This window comes from Paraburkholderia caledonica (genome assembly GCF_000383275.1).
GTDB classification, from domain to species: Bacteria; Pseudomonadota; Gammaproteobacteria; order Burkholderiales; family Burkholderiaceae; genus Paraburkholderia; species Paraburkholderia caledonica.
On sequence record NZ_KB911035.1, the window covers coordinates 337,452 to 361,717 of the forward strand.

The window sequence follows — 24,266 nt, forward strand, 5'->3', positions numbered from 1 at the left end:
CGGGGTGGCGTCGCGTGTAGCGCGGTGAGTGGCTACATAAGCGGCCACATGAACGGCTACAGTGTCATGCCAGCAGCGCGCGCGCTTTGTCGCCGCGCGGCGTCAACAAAGCGAGCACTGCGGCGACAATGAACAGCGCGGGGACATCGCCCGCCAGATGGCCGAGATGGCGCGCTCCGTCCATCTCGACGCCAAAAGACTGCACGGCCATGATTGCGCCGTGCACGACGCTCGACCATACCGTGAACCAGATCAGGCTCAGATGCTTGAGCGGATCGCGCGACGCCCTCAGCAAGAACACGCCGAGCGTCGCGTAGATGCCGACCATCATCAGCGGATAGTCGGAGTGACCGCTGTGCCAGGCCCAACCGGACGGCCACAGGATCATGAGCGGCCCGAACGCGAACAGGGCGATCAGACCTACGGCGATCAGGACGATACGCAAGGCGGCGAGTCGTTGAGCTTCGTTCATTGCGGGTCTCCGGAGTGCGGCGCGTGCATCGACCACGATACTCCGCGCGCGTGGTGAGCGCAGTGCCTCGCGCCTCGCAGATGGACGCGTTTGCACCGAGCTTTCTACCGCGTCCGGCGAGCGTCGCGCATTATCGAAATCCCTACAAACAAAAAACTAACATTACAGAACACTTTCATATATAAAAGCAGGAGTGCGGCGAACAGCCTTGTCTTGCCGCATGCCCTCTGCCCGCCGGCCTTGCCGGCGGGCTTTTTTTTGACTCATCCGCATGAGTCGCCACAACTCCTTCATTTGCCTTTCATATCAGGAAAGTCGCGTTACGAGACTAGTGTTTCTTTCGCTTGACTTACTTGATATATCACATACTGTATGGGTTCGACCAACGCTTTCACGACGTCAAACGGTCGGTCGCGGTGCCACCTACCGCAATCAAAAGACAAGGCATGCCAAAGGAGACAGTGATGAAAACGGATCATCAGGAAGGAGCGTCGTCGTGGATAGCGTCACCGTGGGTGCAACTCGTATTCGGTGTGATCTGCATGGCAATGATCGCCAACATGCAGTACGGCTGGACCTTGTTCGTCAATCCGATCAACGAAAAATACCAATGGGGTCGCGCGGCGATTCAGGTCGCGTTCACGATCTTCGTGGTAACCGAAACGTGGCTGGTGCCCGTTGAAGGTTATCTGGTCGACAAGTACGGGCCGCGTCCGGTCGTAGTCGGGGGCGGCCTGCTATGCGGAATTGCGTGGGTGCTTAACTCGATGGCGTCGTCGCTGCCCTTGCTCTACATCGCGGCGGCAATAGGCGGCGTCGGCGCGGGCGCGGTCTACGGCACTTGCGTGGGCAACGCGCTCAAGTGGTTTCCCACTCGTCGCGGCCTTGCTGCGGGGATCACGGCAGCCGGTTTCGGTGCGGGGTCCGCGGCCACCGTGATTCCGATCTCCAACATGATCAAGAGCAGCGGGTACGAAGCGACGTTCCTGTCGTTCGGCCTCGGCCAGGGCATCATCGTCGTCCTGCTTGGGCTCGCCTTGCTCGCGCCGCCGGCCAGCCTGCTCGCCACCGCAAAAAGCACGATCAAACGCGTGGTCTACAACGCCACGCCGCGCGAAGTGGTCAGCTCGCCGGTGTTCTGGGTCATGTACCTGATGTTCGTGATGATGGCTGCGGGCGGCCTGATGGCCACCGCGCAGCTCGGACCGATCGCAAAGGACTTCGGCCTGCACGACTCTCCAGTTTCGTTGCTCGGATTGACGTTGCCGGCGCTGACGTTCGCATTGACGATCGATCGCGTGCTGAACGGTTTGACGCGGCCGTTCTTCGGCTGGATCTCGGATCGCATCGGCCGGGAAAATACGATGTTCATCGCGTTCGCGATCGAAGCGGTCGGCATTCTGGCACTGTCGAAATACGGCCAGAGCCCGGTGGCGTTCGTCGTGCTGACCGGCATCGTGTTCTTCGCGTGGGGCGAGATCTACAGCCTGTTCCCCGCCACGTGCGGCGATACGTATGGACCAAAATTCGCGGCTACGAATGCGGGCCTGCTCTATACGGCAAAAGGCACGGCTGCGCTGCTCGTGCCGTTCACCAGCGTCATTACGGCGGCAACCGGCAGTTGGCATGCCGTCTTCATGCTTGCGTCCGGCATGGCGGCAGCCTCCGCGCTGCTCGCGCTCCTGGTGCTGAAGCCAATGCGCCGCGCGCATGCGGCTCGTCACGCGAGTCCGGCGAGCGAGAACACCTATAGCGGCGCATTGATAAGCGAATCGGCGCGCGTCTCGGCCGACGGTGGTTGATCAGCCTTAATCGAATGGCCGCATCGCCGCGTGGCGGCGACTGCGTGCCCTCGAATCCGGGAGTGCGATCTCCCAATCCGCACCACCGAATGAAAGGTTGAACATGAGCGGGAATAAATGACTGGCTGCAGGTGTTCAAAGGACGAGGCGCGCTGTAGCCTGAGGTTCGACGAACAGGCGAAGCGCAACTTGTAGTCGCCTCTATCGTCATTCCACATTACCGTGAGCCACACATGAACGTATCCGAACGCCTCGCGCAGTTGGGGCTCCAGTTGCCGCCGCCGATCAACCCCCTCGGCTCCTATCGAACGGTATCTGTCTCAGGCAATCAGCTCTACGTCTCCGGTCTCGGTCCGTTCGAGGATGGCAAGCCGTTGGTCGGCATTGTCGGCGCCGACATGTCTGTCGAAAGGGCACAGCACGCGGCGCGTCTGACAATGCTGATGATCCTCGCCTGCGTCGATCAGGCGTGCGGGCTCGACAACGTAGACAGATGCAGCCGGCTGACTGTCTACGTGCGTGCTGAACAATCGTTCACGCAGCATCCACAAGTGGCCAATGGCGCGAGCGACCTTCTGCTGACGTTGTTCGGCCAGAGCAAGCTGCCTGCACGAAGCGCTCTTGGCGTGCACACGTTGCCAATGGGCATCCCCGTCGAGATCGACAGCATCTTCGAGTTGAAGGGCTCAACATGAGCCGGCAAGCCCAAGAAACTACTCCCCATATCCCACGCCGTTGCGGCGCCTCAACTGCACGACATCGCGAAGCGGAGGCGCCCCGAACAGCCGGCTATATTCGCGGCTGAACTGCGAAGGGCTGTCATACCCAACCCGGACAGCCACCGACCCGACATCTCCCTTCTGTCCAAGCAGCAGCTTTCGGGCTTCGTGAAGCCGCAGTTGCTTCTGATACTGCAGCGGACTCAGCGTCGTGACGTTCTTGAAGTGATGATGGAACGACGACACGCTCATGTTCACCTCTTGCGCCAGCATCTCGACCCGCAAGATCTCGGTGTAGTGATTCTGGATCCACTCGATCGCGCGCGCGATCCGGTAGGTCTGACTCCCATTCACGGCAATGTGCCTGAGCCGCTTGCCCTGCTCGCTCGTCATCAACCGATAGAGCAGTTCCTTTTCGATGAGCGGCGCGAGAACCGGAATGTCATCCGGAGTATCGAGCAATCGCACGAGCCGCAGCGCCGCGTCGAAAACCGGTGCCGACAGCGAGCCCACCGCGATGCCCTCGCCCGCCGACACGGCCCCCGGTTCCGGCAGACACAACTGCGTCGCCAGTTCCGCGATGGCCTGCGGATCGAGCGTGAGCTTCACGCATAAATAAGGCGCTTCGGACGACGCTCGCGTGACCTGCGATGTCATCGGCAGATCGACGGACGTCACGAGGCAATGCAGATGATCGTAGTCGTAAGCCTGCCCCGCGACCACGACCCGCTTGGCCCCTTGGGCCGCGAACACGAACGCGGAGTTCGTCACGCCGCAGCCGAGATCGGCGGGCGCCGAGTACCGGTAGAAAGCGAGCGAGGGAATCGCCGTCTGATGCGCGCCGTCGACTGGGGCGAACCGGCTGACGAGCGCAGCCAGTTCGCGGCGTGCCGCTTCGCGCGACGCCGAGGGATCCATCCCGGAAGAAGCCAGATTCATGTGCATTGAACTCCGTTGACGGAAGCGAGCATACTCAACCGCTGCCGGACTGCCACCTCCGGCTCGTTGGATTTGCAGAATTGTTCAATATTTTTGCAGGATTGTGTAAGCAGAACGCGCAGCCGTCGTTCACACTGCCGCGTACACCCGGCGCCAAGTTCGGGCTTTCCCCACGGAGAGGTTCCATGTCCACATCGTTTGTCCTGAACGGCAAGAACGTCACGCTCGACGCCGATCCCACCACGCCGCTCCTCTGGGCCATTCGCGAGAACGCCGGCCTGCACGGCACCAAGTTCGGCTGCGGCATGGCGCAATGCGGCGCCTGCACGGTTCATCTCGAAGGCGAGGCCACGCGTTCGTGCGTGCTGCCGCTCGCCGCCGTGGCGGGCAAGCGCATCACGACCATCGAAGGTATCGAAAGCAGGCCTGCGAAGGCGATCCAGGCCGCATGGGTCAAGTTGCAGGTGCCGCAGTGCGGATACTGCCAGTCCGGACAGATCATGTCGGCCACAGCCTTGCTCGAACACAATGCCACGCCCACCGACGCGGACATCGACGCTGCGATGAACGGCAATCTGTGCCGCTGCGCAACTTACTCCCGCATACGCGCGGCCATCCACGAAGCCGCCGCTACCCTGAAGGCCTGACCATGACGACCGGATCTGATCTCACCGACGCAGTGCGCCCGTCGCGCCGGACCTTCCTCAAAGCAGCCGGCGCCGTCGCCGCCGTCGGCGCGAACATCGGGCTCACTATCGGCTTCGAGTGGGCCGGCATGGGCCGCCGCGCGCTCGCTGCCACCATGCCCGACGCGACGTTTGCACCCAACGCCTTTCTGCGGGTCGCGCCGGACAACAGCGTGACCGTCATCGCGAAGCACGTCGAGATGGGCCAGGGCGCGTACACCGGTATCGCGACGATCGTCGCCGAGGAACTGGACGCGAACTGGCAGGACGTACGTGTCGAAAGCGCGCCCGCCGACGCCAAGCGCTACGCGAATCTGGCCTTCGGCACGATGCAGGGCACGGGCGGCAGCTCGGCCATGGCGAACTCGTGGATGCAACTGCGCGAAGCGGGAGCGAAAGCGCGTGCAATGCTGGTCTCGGCCGCCGCCGCGCAATGGCAGGTGCCCGCAACGGAACTCGTGACGCGCGATGGCAGCGTGCATCACGCGGCCACGAACCGCAGCGCAACCTATGGCTCGCTCGCGTCGGCGGCTGCACGGCTGCCGGTGCCGCAGAAGGTCGCGCTCAAATCACCGAAAGATTTCCGTTTGATCGGCCATCAGTTGCCGCGCGTCGACGTGCCGCCGAAAACCGACGGCACCGCGCAGTTCACGCTCGACGTCACGTTCCCCGGCATGCTGGTCGCGCTGCTGCAGCGTCCGCCGCTCTTCGGCGCGACAGTCAAGTCGTTCGATGCATCGGCGGCCAAGGCAGTGCCCGGCGTCGTGTCGGTCGTGCAGGTGCCGGGCGGCGTCGCGGTGGTCGCAAAGGGCTTCTGGGCGGCGAAACAGGGCCGTGATGCACTGAAGGTCGAATGGGACGATTCGAAGGCGGAAAAGCGCAGCTCGGACGCCATCATGGCCGAATACCGGCGGCTCGCCGAGCAGCCGGGCGCAACCGCCCGCAAGGACGGCAACGCGGAACAGGCGCTCTCGGGCGCGGCGAAGAAAATCTCCGCATCGTACTCGTTCCCGTATCTCGCTCACGCGCCGATGGAGCCGCTCGACGCCGTCGTCAAGCTCACGGCCAACAGCTGTGAGATCTGGGCCGGCGATCAGTTCCAGACCGTCGACCAGGCCAATGCCGCGCGCACGGCCGGGCTCGATCCGCAGCAGGTGAAGATTTACACGCTGTATGCGGGCGGCAGCTTCGGCCGGCGTGCGAATACGCGCTCGGACTATATCGTCGAGGCTGTCTCGATCGCTCGGGCGCTGGGCGCGAACGGCACGCCGGTCAAGCTGCAATGGACCCGCGAAGACGACATCCACGGCGGCCTGTATCGGCCCATGTATTTCCACAAACTCGACGCAGGGCTGACAGCGGACGGCAAGCTCGTCGGCTGGCGGCACCGCATTGTCGGCCAGTCGATCCTCGGCGACACGCCGTTCGCGAGCGTCATGGTGAAAAACGGGATCGACGCGACCTCGGTCGAGGGCGCCGCCAACCTGGCCTACGCGATCCCGAACATCTCGGTCGAACTGACGACCACCCAGACCGGCGTGCCGGTGCTGTGGTGGCGCGTGGTCGGCAGCTCGCATACGGCATTTGCGGTCGAGGCTTTCATCGACGAAGCCGCGCACGCCGCAGGCAAGGACCCGTTCGCTTTCCGCCGCGATCTGCTCGCGCACGAACCGCGCATGCGTGCCGTGCTCGAACTCGCCGCGCAGAAAGCCGGCTGGGACCCCGCCAAACCGTTGCCTAAGGGCCGCGGGCGCGGCATCGCCGTCGCCGAAGCGTTCAAGACGTTCGTCGCGCAAGTGGCCGAGGTTTCCGTCGATCAGGACGGCAACGTGAAAGTGGAGCGCGTTGTCTGTGCGGTGGATTGCGGCACGCCGATCAATCCGGACGTGATCGCGGCGCAGATGGAAGGCGGGATCGGTTTTGGCCTCGGGGCGGCGTTGCACAGCGCGATTACGTTGAAAGACGGCAAGGTCGAGCAGAACAATTTCGACTCTTATCAGGTGCTGCGAATCGCCGAAATGCCGAAGGTCGAGGTGCATATCGTGCAGTCGGGCGAAGCACCGACGGGCGTTGGCGAGCCCGGTGTCGCGCCGGTCGGGCCGGCGGTTGCCAACGCGATTTTTGCAGCCACGGGCAAACGGCTTTACGACTTGCCGTTCCCGGCCGCTGCGGGGAAAACCGACTGACAGGCACTCGCGAGGCGACTGGCTTTCCGGCCGGAAGCCTCGCGGCCAGAGCACGACACCGTCACTAACACATTGAAAATAATTAAATAAACGTCCCGATGTGTCGATAACAGGTTCAGCCGCTTTTCCGTTGCGGTTGGACTTTACATGCAGAGCTCATACAACCCTTGGCTAGTGGCAATGTCGTTTGTCGTGGCGACGCTCGCGTCGTACACGGCACTCGATCTCACAGGACGCATCTTCGTGCTGGCGTCGCCGCGGTTGCGGCACGTCTGGCGCATGGGCGGAGCGGCGGCGCTCGGCGTCGGCATCTGGTCGATGCACTTCGTGGCCATGCTGGCATTTTCGCTGCCCATTCCGCTCGGCTACGATTTCGCGGACACGGCCTATTCACTCGCACTGGCTATGGGCGCGTCGTATCTCGCTCTGTGCCTCACCACTCAGGTTCGAATTACAGCCACGCGACTGCTGGCAGGCGGCGCCTTCATGGGCGCAGGTATCGCAGGCATGCACTACAGCGGTATGGCTGCTTTGCGCATGTCGCCCGGCATCGGCTATCGGCCGGCGTGGTTCGCTGCTTCGCTCGCGATTGCCGTGGGTGCTTCAACGGCCGCGCTGTGGATGGCGCGCGCGCTCAGTAACGACGACGCACGACACGTGCTGCGCAAGCGCTTCGGCGCGGCCCTCGTAATGGGCATCGCGATCAGCGGCATGCATTACGCCGGCATGGCCGCCGCCGAGTTCGCGCCAGACGCGATCTGCGGCGCGGCGGCCGGCGTGAATGCCGCATGGCTCGCCACTTCGGTGATCCTGTTCACGTTCGCGATACTGATCGTCACGTTGCTGCTGTCGCGGTTCGATGCGCGCACGAGCTTCCTCGTCGGCGCGGTGTCGAAACTCAACGGGCAGATTCTGCGTCTCGCCACGCTCGACACGCTGACCGGACTGCCGAACCGCGCCACGCTGACCGATCGCATCGAGCGCGCGATTCATGCCTCGCGCCGGCAACGCTCGCTCTTCGCGATCCTCTTCATGGATCTGGACGGTTTCAAGACGATCAACGACTCGCTAGGCCACTCGGCTGGCGACCAGGTACTGTCCGCGTTCGCGCAACGCCTGCTGGTGTGCGTGCGCGCCGGCGACACCGTTGCGCGCCTCGGCGGCGACGAATTCGTGGTGCTGTCGGAGAACCTGGCTTCGCGCAACGACGCGGCCGCGCTCGCCGAAGGCGTGCTCGAGCGCATGCGGCGCGATACATGGGCCGACTCGCAACCGCTTCAGGTGATGCCGAGCATCGGCATTGCGTTGTTTCCCGAGGACGGCGACACGGTCGACACGCTGCTCAAGCATGCGGACGCCGCGATGTACGAAGCGAAGCGCGCCGGCCGCAGCACCTACCGCTTCTTCGAACGCAGCATGAACGAAGCCGCGACCCGCACGCTGCAGATCCAGAACGCGTTGCGCGAGGCGTTGGCGGAGCGTCATTTCACGCTGCACTTCCAGCCCAAATTCGACGGCAAGAGCGAGTCGCTTGCCGGTGCCGAAGCGCTGATCCGTTTGCACCATCCGCAACTCGGCACGCTTGCACCGCTCGAATTCATTCCGATTGCGGAGCGCTCCGGGCAGATCGTGCAGATCGGCTATTGGGTATTGCGCGAGGCGTGCCGGCAGATTCGCCGCTGGGCCGCGCAAGGCCTGCCGCCAGTCAAGGTGGCGATCAATCTGTCACCGCGCCAGCTATTGCAGGCGGATCTCGTGCCGACCATGCTCGATATCGTGAAGGCAGAGGGCGTCAGATGCGAACAGATCATGTTCGAGATCACCGAAACGGTGGCAATGCATGACGCGGCGCGAACCATCGACATGCTTCGGGAATTCCAGGCAAGCGGCTTTGAAATCGCAATCGACGATTTCGGCACCGGCTATTCCAGCCTCGCGTATCTGCAACGGTTTCGCGTGAAGCAACTGAAGATCGACCGCTTCTTCACCAACGGTCTCGATGCGCACGGTGCCGAAGGCAGCGCGATCGTCTCGGCGATCATCGCACTCGCGCATTCGCTCGAAATGGATGTAGTGGCCGAAGGCGTCGAAACCGAGACGCAACTGCACATGCTCAAGGCGATGCGGTGCGACGAGATGCAAGGCTTTCTGCTCGGCAAGCCGCTGACGGCGGACGACTTCGGCGATTTCCTGCGGGGAACCGCGGTGACGGCGGAGGTGTGCTAACGGCGCAACCGGCGAACGCCTGTTGCTGCTTTGATGAGATCAGATTCAGTCGCGCGCGACGTCGGCTATCGAGGTAAGCGATGCCGGCGCGTGAGCGACGTCGTGCCGCGTGAGCTTGCCGTCCACCGTCGCGCCGCAATCCATGCGCAATTGCTGATAGTAGATGTTGCCCGTCACATGCGCATTGACCTGCAACTCGACGAAATGATCGGCAATCACGTCGCCGACTATCTTGCCGTTGATCATCACGTCGTAGCCGTGCACATTGCCTTCAATCGATCCCCGGTCGCTCAGCACGAGCAGCGTCTGGCCGCCGGGCTCGCCGCTGACGTTGCCCTTCACGTGACCGTCGAGGCGCAGTCCGTCGGTGAATTGAAGATCGCCCGCGATGCGCACGTCGTGCGCGATCAGTGTGGCGAGCTTCGTTTGCTGGATGCCAGCGGTTTTTTTCTTGCTGAACATAAGTACTCCGGAAATGTAGAGGTGTGTCGCGTGGATCAGGGCGATGCCGCGCCGGCTTCTAGTGGTGTCTAGCGGCGCCTAACGACGAGACGCCGCGGTCTGCCCGAGCGTCTGCATGGGTGGCGCGCTTCGCTTCTGGCCGCGCAGGAACTGCAATTCTTCGTTGAGCCGCGCGACGTCGGCAGCGGCGCTATCGGCCGTTTTCTGTACCGCCGCGCGCGCCGCCGACTCCTGCGCTAAAGCAAGGCGCGCGCGGGCCAGCTCGATCTGCTCTGCGCGCTGATCGTCGGAAGCCGGAGGGCATTGCGTGAGCGGCCTACCGCTGCCGCGCGTCTCGCCGATGACCACGCCCGCTCCGCCGGCGAGCGCACTGAGCGCACAAACCAGCGCCCATACGGCGATGCGAAAACGCACAGAGCGCGCCGGCGCAAGCGTGTAAGCGCGACGCGTCAGAGCGTCGGCATGGCGGGAAAGAATGGGATCAGCCATGAGATGCAGGGGCGAAAAGCGCGAGGTAGGCCGCGGGATCGACGGGCGCGCCGTTGACCAGCACTTCGAAGTGCAGATGCGGACCCGTCGAGCGTCCCGTCGATCCGACGTCGGCAATATATTGGCGCGGCAGCACCAGATCGCCGACATGCACGACGATGCGCGACGCGTGGCCATAGCGCGTCATGAGTCCGTTGCCATGATCTATTTCGACCGCGTTGCCATAGCCGGACTTCTCGCCCGCGAGCACCACGCGGCCGCCTGCCGCGGCCAGTATCGGCACGCCGGTTCTGGCGACCAGGTCGAGACCCGGATGAAAACCCAGCCGATGCGTGAAGGGATCGACGCGGTTGCCGAACGGCGAACCGAAACGCGCGCCGTCGGCGGGCATGCGGCCGGGAAATGCAGCATAGGCCATGGCGTGCGCGGCGGTCTGCCGTTCGAGTGCACGCAGCGTGGCGGCCATGCAATCGATCTGCTCGCCGGTGTCATTTGCATCCGCGCGCGCACCCAGATGCCGCATGACGCTGCTACACCGACGCGGCGGCAGAGACGGACCGCCCTCGCCTTCGCTATCGGTTGCGTCGCCATCGCCGCCCGAAGCGGGCGATGCAGGAACCGGCGCGCCCTGCGCAACCGGCGCCGAGCGCGGCGTATTCAGACGCGCTTCGAAGTCCCGCAACGCACCGACTTGCGCGCTGAGACGCGCAATGCGCGGCTCGATTTGCGCCATTGACGCATTGAGCTTACCGAGCTGGTCAATCGCATAATCGCGCTCGATGCGGTTCGCGGTCTGCATTCCAGACGCATCGCGCGCGGACCAGCGCACGCCGATTGCGATACCCGCAACCAGCGCAAGAACCGCGGCCGCACTGGCGGCGCCGAGCGCGCGCGTCAACGCAAACCGGCGGGTGACGAGGCCGACGGAACCGCTAGCGAGCCGAGTGCGTGCGCGATCCACGGACGACATCAGCGCGTGCCCCGCCGCGAACTAAGCACAATGCGCGCATGGCGCAGCGCAGCGCGCGCTGGCGTCGTATGTGAAGCGGACTTGAAACGGGTTAACTCAACTGACTGCATTCGGCATCGACCGGGCAGATGCCGGCGGCGGTAATCGATAGAGGGCGCCGATTATCGCCTTGCCGCCGCAAGAAGCATCTCAAATACGCGGTCCGCGGCGGCCCGCTTCGCTCAGGCTGTTTCCAATGCGGCGAGGCGCTCCACCAGTTTTTCGCTCGCGCGCGTCATCGGCAGGCGAAGTTCGTCGCGTATCAGGCCTTGCGAAGCGAGCATCGCTTTGACCGGCGCGGGATTCGGTTCCGCGAACAGCGTGTCGATCAGCGGCGCGAGCGCGTGGAAAATGCGCCGCGCTTCCTCCAGCGCGCCGGCCGCAAGCGCGCGATACAGCGCGACGAACCGCTCGGGCTGCACATGCGCTGATGCGGCAATCGCTCCGCTGCCGCCAAGGCACATTGTGTTGAACATCTGCATGTCTTCGCCTGCAAGCACTTGCAAACGACCGTCGCGAATCAGCGCGAGTGTGGTGTCGAGCGAGCCCGCGCAATCTTTTACCGCCTGAATGCGCGGATGCGCGGCGAGCGTCATCAGCGTGTCCAGTTCTAGCCGCACACCGGTTCGATACGGAATGTCGTAGAGCACGACTGGCTTTTCGCTCGCATCGGCAAGCGCCATGAAGTGACCGACGATGCCTGCCTGCGACGGCCTGATGTAATAAGGCGCGGCCATCAGCACGCCGGCAACCGGCAGCGAATTCAACTGCGCGATGCGCTCGCGCATGCTCTGCGTGTTATTGCCGGATACGCCGACGACTACGGGCAATGCCGGCTTGGAATCGGTGCTTGCGTCGGCACGCGCGCCGCCCGCTTGCGCCGCGTCGAGGATCGTTGCGAGCACGGCGTCCTGCTCCGCTGCGCTGAGCGCAGCCGGCTCTCCGGTCGTGCCTAACGCGACAATCCCGGCTATGCCCGCATCGGCATAGCGGCGCACGAGCGCGCGCACCGCGGCGTGATCGACCGCGGCGTCGGCGAAAGGCGTGATGAGCGGAACCCAGATACCCGAAAAAATGGACATGTCTTTCCTCTTACGTCGATGAGCGACCGTATCGATTCCGGCAGCATGCGAAGGAGAAAGACAGGAAGAACCGTTGAAGCGCTTGATCCGCCGTTCCGTCGCATCTGACGGAACAGCGTGCTCCGGTCAGATGAGCGGCTGTTTTTTGGCTTTAACGCTGAACTCACGGCTCAACTGCTCGCAGTTCTGCGAGGCAACGAGCGAACGGCGCGCGTGCGCATTCGCAACGCTTGCGAAAGCGGACTGGCTTGCGGTCGACGAGCAGAGTCGGAGTGTTTGGCGAAGGCGCATGAAGCGCACTGTAACCGGGGCCGCGGCGGATTGGCAAAGCGCGGCTCAAAATTGCAGGGAAACGGGATAGGTTGGTGACTCAGAACCCATAAACTGGATTCGCCGGATTTGTGACGCGAATTCATTGGATTTGCCGGAGATTGAGGGCGCTTGGGTTGCGCCGGTTGGTGAAAGGCTGGGTGCGGTCATGAACGGCCATTCAAGGTCGTCGCCCAGTTTCCATGCCCGGGGTGTCCTTGGCCCTTGCTCAATGACCGTTTTACGGCGAGCAAATCACGGGTGACACTGCCTCGATCCGGCCAAAAGCGATCGTTCGTCATCTCGCGCGGGCTGACATTCGAACGACGGCTCCATCCGCCACAGCTGCCCCTGGCCTCATTGTCCAGTGCCGCGCGTAATGCGTCCCGGAACGTGCAAACCCGAAACGGTCCCGTGACTTACGCTCCTGAACATTTGCTACCAGGTGCGGCCTCTCGAAGCATTAACCTCATTGCACGCGCTCGATATCACCCGGCTTCCAGCTTCCGTCAATTGCAGCTTGCGCTGGTGCATAAAGGCGCAGGATCGCAAAAAAACCCCGGTCCGGAGCGGTGGCCAGCCAGTTACCTTCGGCACCTTTCGGCGCCGTGGGACCGATATACAACGTCGTGCTTCCGTCCGCGTTCTCTTTCGGATGATTCAATTTTCCAAGTGACGGGAACGGTTGACCATTGTCGAGTCCTGACGCATTCGACGCGTCATACAACGTTACCGACCAGAAGAGTTTCGCAGGTATGTTGGCTGGTAGTGTGACCGTATAGGTGTGGTCACCAGCTAGCGACTGCCCCGCTGCATCGTTGAATGCGATCATGTAGAAAGCGCCTTTTCCTGGCGTCATTGACACCATGCCGGGGCTGATCGAGTAATAGTTGGTGAAGAACCACGCGCGCGCGTCGAGATCGCGATACCCGCCGCCGCTTGATGTAAAGCCCAGATCGTTGGCGGCATTTGGCCAGCGTGCCGTGACGTTGTTGACAGGGTTCACCCACTGACGGTCGTCGTACACGCGAATGTCCTTATCGGCCTGTAACCCGATCACGCGGCTAGTGCTATAGCCCGTTCTGGCCGCGTCGCCAAGAATCTTTTGCTCGTGGGCATCCGGCTCGAACGGTTTGCCCTTGACGATACCCAGACCTGCGAGCATGCCCATCCAGTCCTGATCCGCGAGATTGCTGCCTTCCGTATCGACCAGATACTTGAGATCCTGGAACGCGGCGAAATTGCTTCGCGGCAGCATGTCATGTCGTGCTCCCGATGCATCGACAAACCTCATTTTCTGCGCGCCGTCCTTCTTACCCAAAGGGTACAGGACGGATTCCTTGAGCAGGTCTACCGCGGGCGCGATGCGGTCAAGAGATTGATAAAACGACCGCAGGAAAATGAAGATGTTGTTGGTGCCGGAGCGATAGACGAAGTATCCAGACGGCACTTCGCCGGTGTAGCCAGGTGGGAGAATCAGGAATTTACCGCCGGCTCCGCCGTCCGGACCAGGCAGTCCAACGTCGCCGGCATAGGCGACACCATTGACCGTGGGCCCTGGAATCGGCCGCTGCCACATGTCAAGGAGAATCCCCTGCATCTTGGGCGGTGCCTCGAATACGAGCGGACCCGTATCGGCAAGGTTGACAAACACCATGCCGTATATGAGGTCCGAGTTTGGCGTAGTAATGAGCGTCTTTGCATCGAGACGTTTGGCCCAGATCGCCATTGTGTTGTACCCAGTGCCATACGCTTGCGCGAAGCCGTCACGCATCCCCATGGTGTTGAGCAATGGCATGGCCCAAAGATACGTCTGCGTGGCCCGCTGAAAAAGGAGCTCATCTTTCAGGCTCTTCGCTGTGTCCGCGGTCGGTCGTCCCTTGATGAAGGCGCTGTTCGCCAATGTATCGAAACGGCTCGTCTGCGCGTCCGCGTAAGCCACAAGGCTCGATGCAACCAGCCCGGCTGCAACTACTACCATCGAACGGTATGCACATTGCCGGAACATATTTCCTCCGTGAGACGCCTAGTTGGTTTTTTCGGCAGCCGGGGGGGTCCATCTGCCTTCGATTACTTCGGGTTTGGGCCAGTAGGTTCGCTGATATAGAGAGAAGTCGCCCTTGGGCGCGGGTATCCAGTTCGTTTCCTTGTCAGCGCCGGGCGATTCGGCTTGCACATAAAGCGTCAGCGAACCGTCCGGGTTGTATTTGAGATTCTTGTTCTTTGTGCCCAGCGAATATCGGTTGAGCGAGTTGGGTTCGAAGAGGTGGTGTTCGTTATATACGGTGAGTGACCAGAAGCCGTTGACCGGTGGCAACTTCGTGTAGGTCACGGTGTAGCGGTTAGCACCTGTGAGACGCTGCCCTTTGCTATCAACGTCCAGATAGAAGTAACGCGTCTCTTCCGGGCGATTGACGAACATGTTCGAGCGGGCCACAGCGGTACGGGTCACATAGTCAAAGCCAAAGCGACCGCCATTTGGCGCTGTCGTCCAGCCATTACCCACTGGAATGCCATTGTTGCGGAATTCAAAGAGGGGGCCAACGAGGTTTTTGTCCGCGTCGATGGCGACCTGCTTCAGTTGCTCCTTGATCGCAGGATCTTTCGCTGCCGCATCGAGCACTGCCTTCATCTGCGCATATAACGCTTCCTCGCCGGGCAAAGGCGGTACGTCGCGGAGAACGTCAGGCAGTTCATCGAAGAACGTCTCCGGGTCGACCCACTTTGTCTCGCCCGCGCCCTGATCTGTTGGCGCGGGGAACGTCGGCACCTTCGACCAGTCCTTGGTCTGTGCCTTTCCCATATAGCGGCTAAGCGGATAGATCATCACCTGGTTCAGTAGAGGCTGGATCGCCTTGCGGTCTTCGTCGGTATCGTCCATGAAGATGCGCGGGCCCATCCCAATCAGATCAGTAGGCGAGCGAAATACTTTCGTTATGCCTTTCGGAACGGTTCCCTTCCAGTTTGGACCGACCACCATGTAGATGCCGGGTTTCGTTCCGTACTGTTTGCCAAGGCCGCCGAAACTGTGGTTACGTCCGTCGTACAGCGCATAGACCCAGAACCGTTTGCCGAAATCCGGAACCTGGATAATGACGGGATCCTTGTCCACGGCCGCAAACCCAAAGCCGTACACGACGTCCTGGTTTGGACAGGTGACGAAGCGCTCCTCTGGCGCGATATAACCTGTCAGCATCGTGATATAGCCCGTTGGCGCCACCGGGAGCACGCCGCCTAACAAGCCAGGCTCGGGCGACTTATTGAAGGTCGCGCGGCGGTGACGTTCATTGATAAGCGGCCATCCCCAGAGGTAAGCCATCCTTGCCACCGTTGCGACATAGTCCTTCGTCATGACGATGCCCGCCGGTGGTGGGCTCACCTGGGAACTCGTCGGAATCGGCATTGTTTGCTGCGCGTTCACATCGAAGGAAGCGCTGGCGGCGAGCACGATGAACGAACCGAGAACCACCTTTCGAGTTGCATCGATCGAAATATTGGTCTTCATTGTTTCCTCTTTGGAGACGCGGGTGTCGATGGCGGAACAGGTCGATCAGTCGACGCAAAAAGGGCGCGGTCCTTGCCCCTGATCCAGTTCGGCGGACGGCCCATGCCATTCCATGTCTCGCCAGTCTCCGGATGTCGATATCGCACGAGATCCGACAGATGCGGACCAAAGAGCTGGTCTGGCGTGATGCCATAGTCCCGGATCTTCTGACGCACCTCGGCGAGGACCTGCCGAAGTTCATGGCGGCGCAACTGTTCCGCCTCAGCTTCGAGGGCGCGGATGCGCGCTTTGATCTGCCGGTAGTTTTCCGCCATGCATTTGGCCTGCAGTTGCTGGTGTACCAACTTACAATAGGCGGGCGCCGGTTCAGACGCTATCCAAAAAGCGAAATCTTTGCGGAGAATTTGCAATGTCGTTCCAGTCAAGCTTCCTGAAGCACACATACTCCGGATTTGAACCGTCACAGGCATTCGACATTGTCTATGGGGGAAGCTTTGAGCACCGCCTACTGTCCTCAAAGCGCGCGAACATGGGGCACGAGCGCCTGACGTTGGGTGAAGTCAGGCTCGAAACCGGATGCTACGACTTTCCGGTAGTTGCTCGGGGGAGCATGCCGCGCAATGCGATGTGCATTGGTTTTATGGCGGAAGGAAGCGACGTTACCCGATACAACACCGTTGCCATCGGTCAGGAGGACGTACAGATCTATCCGGCCGGTGTGGAGCTCCTTTATCATGCGCTGGGCGCATCTCGCTGGGTAAACTTCACGGTTCCCGAAGAGCATCTCCAGGAAACGGCGCTGGCACGTGCTGGGCGACCATTGGAGTTACCGGAGTTCGCCGCGATATCGGTGCGGCTTCGCCCCGGTGGGCGTGCCATGCTCACATGCCTTGCCAACGACGCACTAGGAATCGCAAAGTCGCTTGAACCGGCGGGCGGCATGGCCCCTGAATTCGCATCGGAAATGAGTCGCTCGCTGGTGGCGGGCTATGTCGACGCATTGGTCGATGCCACGCCGATGGGGCAATCGGACAGTTCATTGGCTGAGCGACGCCACCATCATCTGATTCTCGCTTGTGAACGGTTGATCGTTTCGGGTGAGGAAGCAGACATTGCCCTCGCCGAGATCGCACGGCGGAGCGGCTACAGCCTGCGTTCGCTGGAACTGATTTTCCGTCGCAGCGTCGGCATGACGCCCGGGCGGTGGTTCATGAACGTGCGACTCAACGGCGCGCTACGCGATTTGCTGGTGGCGGGGCCGACCTGTACTGTTGCCGAGGTGGCGTCGCGCTGGGGTTTTCGTCACATGTCGCGATTCTCCGAGCAGTACCGTAAGGCGTTCGGCGAACTTCCAAGTTGCACGTTGAGGCGCACCTGCGAACATGCTTATATCGCCACATAATTGCTGTGATGTTGGAGCACAGAAGGCGTTGGCACCCGTTCCGCTTTGCTCGCACTTACTGATTACGCAAGGTGAGAGGGCCGAAAAATATGCGTTTGAGCCTGTCGCGGCCCACAGCCCGGGCGAGTTCCGCGATCACGCAGTAGTTGAATATCAACGTTACGAGCAGGATCTGGACCGCCCAGAATCGCGGCCAGTTTATCTCGGTCCAGAGCGCCTGATTAGCCCCGGCCAGGCCACCCGCTTCCTTCCAGTAATCGTAGAGGCGTTCGAGATAATGGACCGCCAGCGCGACAAGCGCATAGATCAGTGTTTTCCAGGAGACGTTCCAGATCAGAGGCTTGTCGGGAAAGCGGTTAATGAATGGCAGCATATCGGCAACGAGAACGGATTTGCCGAGAATGAGTGAAGCGAGAAGCACCGAGGCCGAAGAAGGAACGGAAATCCCTGTGCCGCGAATCATCAGGGCTCGAACCAACGCGACGATGTGAAGAATAATGAAGAAGAAGATAGTAGGTGGCAGAGCCTTGATGAGTTCATGTTTGAGCTTTTGAATCAGCGTGCTCATGATGTGTATCTCCGATTCGCCACGTTGTTACGGAATCTTCTGCGCGAGCCATCTCGCTGTCACGAGCATGTGTAACTGATACAGCCGTACAACCGCGACCCAAAGGGTCAATAGGGTGCATTCACAACAACGTATTGCGCGCCTTGAGGCTGGTACCACGTGCTTCCGCAACGCTGATAGATCATGCCGCCATAGTTCACCGGAGCGCAACCCGGTGGTACCGAATTCACTATCGAACCCACAATCGCTGACGTGACGCCGACGGCAGCAGTCACTGCCGCAGCCGTTGCCACCGGATGGTAGTCGTTGTCCCATCCGCCGTGATAATCGCCATGTGCATTCACGTTGACGTTACGGTTGACATTCACGTTTCTATTCACGGTGTTCACGCTGGTGTTTCGCACGTTGCGCGTACGCGCATCGACATGTGCGTTGTTCAGCCGCGCGCCCCCACGTGGTGCGTGTGCAGCGCCGCCCGCACCGCGTTGAACGTGATGGCCGCCGCCACGCCCAGCGGCTTCGGCCGGTCGCTGTGCTGTCGTGGCAAGAAGTGCCGATAGCGTTGTTGCGAGTAGGAGCGCCCGGTTCACCCCGTATGCAATGTTCACGATTCACTCCTCCTTTGCGCTGGCTGGAACCAGGTCGACCTGTTTGGCACCCGTTGGCGGCCGGAACGCAAACGCTGAATTCCTGAACGTAGGTGAGGTCACCCAGTCGATCATCGACGTCGACTGCGGTCGAGCGTCGTCATCGCGCCGTGTAATGACGAGCTTTCGCGGCAAGGAGTTACCGTCTGCCGTGATCCAGATTTGCCAGTCGACGTCGTGCTGTCGGAAGGCGTAGTGATTGCATACGTCTTTGCCGACATAATCCTGCCCCGCATACATAGCGGATTCGAACTGATCGGCCGGCGCATTCGGCGTGCCCCAGACAAACAGATCTGCAAGTGGAATCTCGACCCCGAAACGGGCACGGAAATCTTCGACCAGGTTGGCAAGGTTGCCGTCGAACGGTACGCTGGAGTAATACTTGAGCGCCGGGGTGTACAGCCAGACGGTCCTGCCGTCATAGAAGATCTCGCGCGCGTTGCGAGCGCTGTGTATGACGACGCGGATCCGGTTCGGGCGATCGACATCAAGGATCGCGGTTGCCGTGTGCTGAAGCTTCTGTCCGTCTTCCAGTACACGCTCTCCAGTCAGCTCGGTCGAAACGCTAAAGCGTTTCAGCGCCTGCAGGTGCGCACCCATGTCGCGAAGCGCGTTGACCGCCCCAGGGTCCACGGCTTTTGTCTCGCTTGTTGCCGATGCTGCGGAAGCTTCCTGTGCATGTATCGGCGCAACGGCCATCGCTCCTGCCAGTAATGCCTGAGCCAGAATTGTTCCCTTCATCGCGCCCTCCCTGAAGGCTCAGAGGTTCTTCGGTAACAGTTGCGCGGCGCGCTTCTATCCTGGCCAGTCGCCTTCCGTCCGCGAAGTCACGCTCTGACGAGATGTGCGAAAGGTCACCACGACGGGGGTGCCGTATGTATGCGCGTTTGCGTCAACAAGACTAGACGTTAATAAGCGCTGGCGTTATCCAAAAAGCGAAGTGAGCTTGATTGCGTGAGTTAAAGCTGCGTTGTCTTGGCATCAATCAAGAATGAGTAAAAGCGACCACCCGACAACAGGGGGCGCGTAAAAATGGCAGTCTTGAACGTAGGATCACTTATTAATCTAGCGAGCCTTTTCGCTTTTTGGATATCACTTTTCGCAATCATCGCCTAGTCTTCTTCCGGAAGAACACGGGTTTTCAAGCCAGAGGCGTGAGCATCGCGGCAGCGGCAACCCCGAGAGCACGCACTCGCAGCGGAATCAGGAAAACGCGTAGTCCCACGTGGCATCACTATTTGCCGGATCGTGAAATCGGTAGAAGTGAAGCAACGGCTAGGACCTAACTCGAGACGAGGACTTGTGAATGATCGACATGCTGAGAATTTCCAGATTCTTAGCCTGGATTGCAGCGATGGCGCTGCTTCCAGCACCGGTTCATGCTCAGAGCGATTCTGATCTTGCCAAGCAACTGAGCAACCCCGTTGCCGCTTTGATCAGTGTCCCGTTTCAGTTCAACTACGACGGCGATATCGGTGCGAACCGTGACGGCAATAAGTATCTTCTCAATTTCCAGCCGGTTATTCCTTTTCACCTGAACGACCAGTGGAATCTGATCTCGCGGACCATCGTGCCTGTAATTTCGCAGGCCGATATCACGCCCGGCTCAGGCTCGCAAACGGGACTGGGAGATGTCGTTCAAAGCTTTTTCTTCTCACCGCAAAAGCCGACGGCGAGCGGACTGATCTGGGGTGTCGGGCCGGTTTTTCTGCTGCCAACGGATACGGATCGCCTGCTCGGGGCCGAGAAATGGGGGGCGGGGCCGACCGCAGTATTGTTGTGGCAGGCAAATGGCTGGACATACGGCGCATTGGTGAACCATATCTGGTCGTTCGCTGGCAATGCAAACCGGCCCGGCGTGAGTTCGACGTTTCTGCAGCCTTTCCTCAATTACACGACCTCGACTGCATGGACGTTCGGCCTGAACACGGAGTCGACATACGACTGGAACCGTCATCAGTGGTCGACGCCGATCAATGCGACCGTCAGTAAGCTGCTGAAATTCGGCAAGCAGCCAGTGAGTGTCGGCGGTGGCGTCCGGTATTGGGCCGCCAGCCCGAATTCAGGTCCTCACGGCTGGGGGGCGCGTCTGATCGTCACCTTGCTCTTCCCGAAGTGAGTTCACGCACCGATACCGGGTTCTCAAGGGAACGTGAAGGCGTGTGGGCTCTGGGCGCCCGAATCGAAAAGGCGCGAACTGTGGCGAATGCCACGAGCTCTCCGGTATTTTCCGCTCAACGTCCCGAAGGACCATGCCATGGCGACATTCGTTGACCACCCTGCAGTCATGTTTGTCGTGCTTCTCGTGCTCTTCATCGGCGCGGTGGCGTTCGGCGCGTTCACGTTGAAACGGATTGTGACGCTAACGGATGCTGAACGTGACGATTTCAATCTGATCCAGACGTCGACGTTGACACTGCTGGCTCTCCTCATTGGTTTCAGCTTGTCTATGGCCGTCAACCGATACGACCAGAGAAAAAGTCTGGAGGAAGAAGAAGCCAATGCGATCGGAACGCAGTACGCGCGGGCTGATCTGGTGGACCGGAAATTCGGCGATCCAATGAAGGCGGCACTGGTACGCTACGCGCACCTCCGCCTGGCTGATTATCAAACGCGCGATCATGACGAGCGCGCCCGTATCGGGCACGAAACAGCAGCGCTGCAGGCAGAACTGTGGCGACTGGCAAGCGCTGCTGCAATCGACAAACCAACACCGGTTTCCGCTGTCGTTGCAACCGGCATGAACGACGTACTCAATTCGCAGGACTACGCGCAGGCCGCGCGCATCAATCACATCCCGGTCGGCGCGTGGATCCTGATGTTTCTGATCGCGATTTTTGCATGCGTGGTGCAAGGCTACGGCGCAAAAGGCAAGCTGCGGCGCGGCGTGCTCATCACGATCCTTCCAGTCACAGTATCACTGTCGCTGGCGCTGATTGCCGATATCGACAGCCCACGCGGCGGCATCATCCGCGTTCAGCCTCTGGATTTGATGCGTCTCATCCATTCGCTGGAAAGGTGAGCGTCCGTTGTCGAGGCCCATACATCGATTTACATCTCAAGGGGACGAGCATGAGAGCAAGGTACTACCTGCGTACATTTGGCCTGATCTTTGCACTTGCAACGGGCGAGGCAATGGCGCAGCAAGCGCAGACGCACGTAACAGATAAAAATTTTGCGCGCGCGATGACGGATCTCGCGATGCAGAAAGAGGTCGATCAGGGTGCCAACAACGCATGGCATCACCATAGGAAGACCATGGCGCTGTCGGAGCAGCCGGCCCCGCTGATGAATCGCGATACTGTTTATTCTTTCGCTGTTCTCGACGGCGGCGGCGACGTGGCGATCACCTTGCCGCCCAATGACGGGCGTTACATGTCATTGCACATCGTGAATCATGACCACGTCACCTACAAGGTGTTCTACGGTCCTGGCAGATACGTGATTCCCGCCAGCAAAACGACTGATTTTTTCTATGCGAATGTGCGGATGCAGATCAATGACAAAGATCCAGAGGACGTCAGGAAGGTCAACCAATACCAGGATGAACTGAAAATCGAGTACCTCAATGGATACCAGCCGAAACCGTTCAAGGTCACCAACTGGAATATGAAAGACTTTGAGAAGGTCCGAAGCCATTACGTCGCAGAAGCGCAGAAAGAAGGGATACGCGACACGATGGGGACCGAGGCGCACCCGGTCTCGCTTGACGCCCGCAACCGCGGGGTTTCAATCGCGACGGGTCTGCTACCCGACAACGACGCCGTGTATCTGACGGCCAAGCACGTGGTAACGATGGGAAAAACGTACAAGGCGACCTACCAGGTACCGGAACTGGTCGATCCCAAACTTGGTTTCTATTCCGTTACCGTCTACGGCGATGACCAGTATCTGAAAACGGACAAAGGGTCCACCATCAGCAACACCGAGATCAAACTCAATCCCGACGGCAAGACCTTCGACATTTACTTCGTCCCTGAGAGCGAATTCGGCAAGGGCGGTCATGCGAACGAACTGATCATTCCCACCGCACCGTTCTGGACCTGCATGCGCATCTATATGCCTGGCGCTTCCGTAGTCAACGGAAAGTACAAGCTTCCCAAGCTGAGTTGATCCGCGTTGTCGCGTCAGCCACCAGGCGTCGCTGACGGGGCATTCGCGGCATCTGAGTTCAAACCAACGATCCCGGGGAATGAAAAGCCGTCATGTCTAATTCACTCTCGCATTCCACCGCTCTTCCTCGGACCGTGCTTTGCGCGCTCGCTTCCGCGATTGCAATGGCAGCGTGTTCGACCACTGACCACCCGGCTACTGCGAACGCCACCAATATGGCAGCTCTCGCTGTAGCCGCGCCGACGGATCAGGAGATCGTGGACGCCTGGTCGTATCTGTACGCGCGCTACCTGGTCCTAAGGCAGGAGAACCATGACATCAACGTCGAGAAAGTGGGATACAACAGGATCAAATACAACCCGCTCGGTTCAGCGCAGTTTGTGAATCCCAACCTTGATGTCGCTTATCTGGAAGCATGGATCGCCGTCGACAGGGACCATGCGGTGATCCTTAACGTTCCCGACGTCTCGAAACGCTATTACACGGCACAGTTGCTGGACGGTTGGGGCGAGGTCATCACGAACATCAACGAACGAACCTTCCCTGAGCACCCGTATGGCAAGTTCGCACTGGTCATACGTGGCACCAATCCATCCATTCCGCCTGACGCGGTGAGAGTCGAGTTGCCAGCGGCGAAAGCGAAGCTGCTGGCCCGAGTGGAACTCAAAGGCACGCCGAACGAGGCCGCCAGATTGCAGAAGCAGTTCACGCTGGATATCCCGGACGGCATCCAGATTGACCCGCCCTTGACCATACCGGAATTCAGTCAGAAGGATCCGATCGGGGTCGCAGCGTTCGACAACCTGGCGACCGTACTCGAGAGCTATCCGGATCCAATGCCCGACGCGCCTCGGCACCAGGCCACGGCCAACAGGGTCGCCGACTACGTGAAGACAGGCCAGCCGGCCCGTGACCGGGTGGAGTCCGTAGTCAGGAAGCAGGCCGTGCCAGGCTTTCAGGCTGGCCTGAAGGGCTTCGGCAGCCAGAAGGGAGGCTGGTCAGTGGCCTATGTGACCGGGAAATTTGGCAACGATGTAATGGCGCGGGACATCATCGACTATGGCGGCCTTTGGGCGAATAGTTCCGACGAAGCACTTTATTTCGTCGGCCAGACCAGCGATACCGGACAGCTGCTGAACGGCGACAGAACCTACGAGATCCGCTTCCCGAGGGGTGACAAGCCTGACGGACATGTCAACGCTTTCTGGTCGGTCACCATGTACAGTTTGCCTGACTACCGCGTGGTACCAAATCCGGGCAAGCGGTACAACATCAACAACCAGTCGAAGCTCAAACCTAACACCGACGGTTCCACCAGCATCTGGCTGGCGCCGAAACTGCCCCCGCACGTCCCGGCGAGCAACTGGCTCCCAACGCCGCCCGGCAAGGGCATTTCGCTGAACTTCCGCATGTATCGTCCGAAGCAGGACGTGCTGGACGGGAACTGGTTCCCACCGCCAATCAAGCAGCTCGATTGATGCTTTCAGCCAGAAGGCACTAGCGCAGGTGGCTATTGGGGAGCCTGATAGCCTCTCCGGCTTCGCTGCGCGGGCCGGCCGCTGTTTTCGCGAGAATCAATATCACGCCCCTGAGTGTCGCATTTAGGTCGTGAATATGAGTTCGCTGATACAGGCAGTTGCGGTCCTACTA

General features: G+C 60.6%; 22 protein-coding genes. 10 read left to right on the forward strand and 12 right to left on the reverse strand.

The window, feature by feature from the left end; all coding sequences use genetic code 11:
• Positions 1 to 64: 64 nt before the first annotated feature.
• Positions 65 to 472 (reverse strand): DUF6632 domain-containing protein, encoded by a 408-nt coding sequence (locus H281_RS0107625; RefSeq protein WP_020066497.1) that lies wholly within the window; start codon positions 470 to 472, stop codon positions 65 to 67.
• Positions 473 to 936: 464 nt separating this feature from the next.
• Between H281_RS0107625 and oxlT the strand changes: the two genes are divergently transcribed.
• Complete coding sequence (gene oxlT, locus H281_RS0107630; RefSeq protein ID WP_020066498.1) at positions 937 to 2,274, forward strand: oxalate/formate MFS antiporter; 1,338 nt, start codon at positions 937 to 939, stop codon at positions 2,272 to 2,274.
• A 233-nt stretch (positions 2,275 to 2,507) separates the two neighbouring features.
• A complete protein-coding gene (locus H281_RS0107635) occupies positions 2,508 to 2,969 on the forward strand; it encodes a RidA family protein (protein ID WP_020066499.1) in 462 nt (153 codons plus the stop codon).
• Between the two features lie 18 nt (positions 2,970 to 2,987).
• On the opposite strand, the gene H281_RS0107640 is transcribed toward H281_RS0107635, so the two are convergent.
• On the reverse strand, positions 2,988 to 3,932 hold the full coding sequence (locus H281_RS0107640) for an AraC family transcriptional regulator (RefSeq protein WP_027804383.1): 945 nt from the start codon (positions 3,930 to 3,932) through the stop codon (positions 2,988 to 2,990).
• Between the two features lie 185 nt (positions 3,933 to 4,117).
• Here H281_RS0107640 and H281_RS0107645 point away from each other — a divergent pair, with 185 nt between their 5' ends.
• The 3 genes from H281_RS0107645 (at position 4,118) to H281_RS0107655 (ending at position 9,030) form a co-directional block, all read left to right on the forward strand.
• Positions 4,118 to 4,579 (forward strand): (2Fe-2S)-binding protein, encoded by a 462-nt coding sequence (locus H281_RS0107645; protein WP_020066501.1) that lies wholly within the window; start codon positions 4,118 to 4,120, stop codon positions 4,577 to 4,579.
• 2 nt (positions 4,580 to 4,581) lie between these two features.
• Positions 4,582 to 6,804 (forward strand): xanthine dehydrogenase family protein molybdopterin-binding subunit, encoded by a 2,223-nt coding sequence (locus H281_RS0107650; protein ID WP_020066502.1) that lies wholly within the window; start codon positions 4,582 to 4,584, stop codon positions 6,802 to 6,804.
• A 147-nt stretch (positions 6,805 to 6,951) separates the two neighbouring features.
• On the forward strand, positions 6,952 to 9,030 hold the full coding sequence (locus tag H281_RS0107655) for a putative bifunctional diguanylate cyclase/phosphodiesterase (RefSeq protein ID WP_027804384.1): 2,079 nt from the start codon (positions 6,952 to 6,954) through the stop codon (positions 9,028 to 9,030).
• 45 nt (positions 9,031 to 9,075) lie between these two features.
• Here the strand turns inward: H281_RS0107655 and H281_RS0107660 are convergent, their stop codons facing one another.
• From H281_RS0107660 to H281_RS35905, 7 genes are all read right to left on the reverse strand, one after another.
• Positions 9,076 to 9,492, reverse strand: a complete 417-nt coding sequence (locus H281_RS0107660; protein WP_020066504.1) for a bactofilin family protein — start codon at positions 9,490 to 9,492, stop codon at positions 9,076 to 9,078.
• Positions 9,493 to 9,570: 78 nt separating this feature from the next.
• Complete coding sequence (locus tag H281_RS0107665) at positions 9,571 to 9,981, reverse strand: hypothetical protein (RefSeq protein ID WP_020066505.1); 411 nt, start codon at positions 9,979 to 9,981, stop codon at positions 9,571 to 9,573.
• Positions 9,974 to 10,951 carry a M23 family metallopeptidase gene (locus tag H281_RS0107670; RefSeq protein WP_020066506.1) on the reverse strand — a complete coding sequence of 326 codons (978 nt, stop codon included), beginning with the start codon at positions 10,949 to 10,951 and terminating at the stop codon, positions 9,974 to 9,976. The genes H281_RS0107665 and H281_RS0107670 overlap by 8 nt, the downstream gene beginning before the upstream one ends.
• A gap of 221 nt (positions 10,952 to 11,172) precedes the next feature.
• A complete protein-coding gene (dapA, locus tag H281_RS0107675; RefSeq protein WP_020066507.1) occupies positions 11,173 to 12,072 on the reverse strand; it encodes a 4-hydroxy-tetrahydrodipicolinate synthase in 900 nt (299 codons plus the stop codon).
• A 778-nt stretch (positions 12,073 to 12,850) separates the two neighbouring features.
• A complete protein-coding gene (locus H281_RS0107685) occupies positions 12,851 to 14,284 on the reverse strand; it encodes a DUF1254 domain-containing protein (RefSeq protein WP_241077844.1) in 1,434 nt (477 codons plus the stop codon).
• A 123-nt stretch (positions 14,285 to 14,407) separates the two neighbouring features.
• Positions 14,408 to 15,886, reverse strand: a complete 1,479-nt coding sequence (locus H281_RS0107690) for a DUF1254 domain-containing protein (protein WP_020066510.1) — start codon at positions 15,884 to 15,886, stop codon at positions 14,408 to 14,410.
• Entirely contained in the window at positions 15,883 to 16,296 is a 414-nt protein-coding gene (locus H281_RS35905) for an H-NS histone family protein (protein ID WP_338117946.1), read from the reverse strand. Before H281_RS35905 ends, H281_RS0107690 begins: the two co-directional genes overlap by 4 nt.
• On the opposite strand from H281_RS35905, the gene H281_RS0107700 reads away from it, so the two are divergent.
• Positions 16,296 to 17,288: an AraC family transcriptional regulator gene (locus tag H281_RS0107700; protein WP_027804386.1), complete on the forward strand. Its 993-nt coding sequence runs from the start codon at positions 16,296 to 16,298 to the stop codon at positions 17,286 to 17,288. The genes H281_RS35905 and H281_RS0107700 overlap by 1 nt on opposite strands.
• 55 nt (positions 17,289 to 17,343) lie before the next feature.
• On the opposite strand, the gene H281_RS0107705 is transcribed toward H281_RS0107700, so the two are convergent.
• The 3 genes from H281_RS0107705 to H281_RS0107715 all read right to left on the reverse strand — a co-directional run bounded on the left by H281_RS0107705 (position 17,344) and on the right by H281_RS0107715 (position 19,244).
• Positions 17,344 to 17,856, reverse strand: a complete 513-nt coding sequence (locus tag H281_RS0107705) for a hypothetical protein (RefSeq protein ID WP_020066513.1) — start codon at positions 17,854 to 17,856, stop codon at positions 17,344 to 17,346.
• A gap of 107 nt (positions 17,857 to 17,963) precedes the next feature.
• Positions 17,964 to 18,464: a hypothetical protein gene (locus H281_RS0107710; protein WP_020066514.1), complete on the reverse strand. Its 501-nt coding sequence runs from the start codon at positions 18,462 to 18,464 to the stop codon at positions 17,964 to 17,966.
• Positions 18,465 to 18,467: 3 nt separating this feature from the next.
• On the reverse strand, positions 18,468 to 19,244 hold the full coding sequence (locus H281_RS0107715) for a DUF2092 domain-containing protein (RefSeq protein ID WP_027804387.1): 777 nt from the start codon (positions 19,242 to 19,244) through the stop codon (positions 18,468 to 18,470).
• A gap of 565 nt (positions 19,245 to 19,809) precedes the next feature.
• Here H281_RS0107715 and H281_RS0107725 point away from each other — a divergent pair.
• From H281_RS0107725 to H281_RS0107740, 4 genes are all read left to right on the forward strand, one after another.
• Positions 19,810 to 20,622, forward strand: coding sequence for a transporter family protein (locus H281_RS0107725; RefSeq protein ID WP_027804388.1), 813 nt, complete (start codon positions 19,810 to 19,812; stop codon positions 20,620 to 20,622).
• A gap of 138 nt (positions 20,623 to 20,760) precedes the next feature.
• On the forward strand, positions 20,761 to 21,525 hold the full coding sequence (locus H281_RS0107730; RefSeq protein WP_027804389.1) for a bestrophin-like domain: 765 nt from the start codon (positions 20,761 to 20,763) through the stop codon (positions 21,523 to 21,525).
• 50 nt (positions 21,526 to 21,575) lie between these two features.
• Entirely contained in the window at positions 21,576 to 22,616 is a 1,041-nt protein-coding gene (locus H281_RS0107735; protein WP_123282646.1) for a DUF1254 domain-containing protein, read from the forward strand.
• A 92-nt stretch (positions 22,617 to 22,708) separates the two neighbouring features.
• Positions 22,709 to 24,094 carry a DUF1214 domain-containing protein gene (locus H281_RS0107740; RefSeq protein ID WP_206362260.1) on the forward strand — a complete coding sequence of 462 codons (1,386 nt, stop codon included), beginning with the start codon at positions 22,709 to 22,711 and terminating at the stop codon, positions 24,092 to 24,094.
• Positions 24,095 to 24,266: the final 172 nt, after the last annotated feature.

Coding starts and splice junctions, on each gene's coding strand:
- H281_RS0107740 (WP_206362260.1), top strand. CDS start 22,709: ATGTCTAATTCACTCTCGCATTCCACCGCTCTTCCTCGGACCGTGCTT.
- H281_RS0107700 (WP_027804386.1), top strand. CDS start 16,296: ATGTCGTTCCAGTCAAGCTTCCTGAAGCACACATACTCCGGATTTGAA.
- H281_RS0107705 (WP_020066513.1), bottom strand. CDS start 17,856: ATGAGCACGCTGATTCAAAAGCTCAAACATGAACTCATCAAGGCTCTG.
- H281_RS0107650 (WP_020066502.1), top strand. CDS start 4,582: ATGACGACCGGATCTGATCTCACCGACGCAGTGCGCCCGTCGCGCCGG.
- H281_RS0107645 (WP_020066501.1), top strand. CDS start 4,118: ATGTCCACATCGTTTGTCCTGAACGGCAAGAACGTCACGCTCGACGCC.
- H281_RS0107635 (WP_020066499.1), top strand. CDS start 2,508: ATGAACGTATCCGAACGCCTCGCGCAGTTGGGGCTCCAGTTGCCGCCG.
- H281_RS0107625 (WP_020066497.1), bottom strand. CDS start 472: ATGAACGAAGCTCAACGACTCGCCGCCTTGCGTATCGTCCTGATCGCC.
- H281_RS0107640 (WP_027804383.1), bottom strand. CDS start 3,932: ATGAATCTGGCTTCTTCCGGGATGGATCCCTCGGCGTCGCGCGAAGCG.
- oxlT (WP_020066498.1), top strand. CDS start 937: ATGAAAACGGATCATCAGGAAGGAGCGTCGTCGTGGATAGCGTCACCG.
- H281_RS0107735 (WP_123282646.1), top strand. CDS start 21,576: ATGAGAGCAAGGTACTACCTGCGTACATTTGGCCTGATCTTTGCACTT.
- H281_RS0107665 (WP_020066505.1), bottom strand. CDS start 9,981: ATGGCTGATCCCATTCTTTCCCGCCATGCCGACGCTCTGACGCGTCGC.
- H281_RS0107660 (WP_020066504.1), bottom strand. CDS start 9,492: ATGTTCAGCAAGAAAAAAACCGCTGGCATCCAGCAAACGAAGCTCGCC.
- H281_RS0107690 (WP_020066510.1), bottom strand. CDS start 15,886: ATGAAGACCAATATTTCGATCGATGCAACTCGAAAGGTGGTTCTCGGT.
- H281_RS0107730 (WP_027804389.1), top strand. CDS start 20,761: ATGGCGACATTCGTTGACCACCCTGCAGTCATGTTTGTCGTGCTTCTC.
- dapA (WP_020066507.1), bottom strand. CDS start 12,072: ATGTCCATTTTTTCGGGTATCTGGGTTCCGCTCATCACGCCTTTCGCC.
- H281_RS0107725 (WP_027804388.1), top strand. CDS start 19,810: ATGATCGACATGCTGAGAATTTCCAGATTCTTAGCCTGGATTGCAGCG.
- H281_RS0107670 (WP_020066506.1), bottom strand. CDS start 10,951: ATGTCGTCCGTGGATCGCGCACGCACTCGGCTCGCTAGCGGTTCCGTC.
- H281_RS0107715 (WP_027804387.1), bottom strand. CDS start 19,244: ATGAAGGGAACAATTCTGGCTCAGGCATTACTGGCAGGAGCGATGGCC.
- H281_RS0107655 (WP_027804384.1), top strand. CDS start 6,952: ATGCAGAGCTCATACAACCCTTGGCTAGTGGCAATGTCGTTTGTCGTG.